1 protein-coding gene is annotated in these 560 nt (G+C 63.8%); it reads right to left on the bottom strand.

Features of this window, described 5'->3' with window-relative positions; all coding sequences use genetic code 11:
- Nucleotides 1-124: 124 nt before the first annotated feature.
- Nucleotides 125-385, bottom strand: coding sequence for a type B 50S ribosomal protein L31 (locus tag J1M36_RS01645; protein WP_064845287.1), 261 nt, complete (start codon nt 383-385; stop codon nt 125-127).
- Nucleotides 386-560 lie beyond the last annotated feature (175 nt).

The raw sequence follows: 560 nt of genomic DNA, 5'->3' as shown, positions 1-560 counted from the left end.
CGACCATCCTAGGGGAGAGATCACATTTTGATGACGATTGCATGTTTCATGTCGTCACGTGCCCGCACACGACGACGCCCGGCCCACCGAAGGGTGGACCGGGCGTCGGGGGAGAAGTTCGGACTTACTTGCCGGACTTCCCGAAGTTCGCGAACCGCTGGTTGAAGCGCTCCACACGGCCGGCGGAGTCCATGATGCGCTGCTTGCCGGTGTAGAACGGGTGTGACTCGGAGGAGATCTCGACCTCAATGATGGGGTACTCGTTGCCGTCCTCCCACGTCTCCGTCTTGGGGGAGGTGGCGGTGGAACGGGTCAGCACGACCTTGCCGGACGCGAGATCGCGGAACAGGACCGGGTGGTAATCCGGGTGAATGTCAGCCTTCATGGTGTCAACCTTCTGTAGGTGTCTGGATTTTGCCAGGCACGGCGTTGCTCGGATGCGGCGCACCCGAACGTGGGCACACCAACGCACTATGATACGCCCGTGGCGACGCACAGTCGATCCGGGCCGCGCGCATCCCGGTACGCTGGGCCCGTGAGGACCTCCCCCCGCCCTCCCG

Origin of the sequence: Kocuria sp. KRD140 (genome assembly GCF_017168375.1) — a bacterium.
GTDB lineage: Bacteria > Actinomycetota > Actinomycetes > Actinomycetales > Micrococcaceae > Kocuria > Kocuria marina.
Note: the sequence above shows the minus strand (reverse complement) of the source record. Positions and strands in the feature narration are given on the sequence as shown.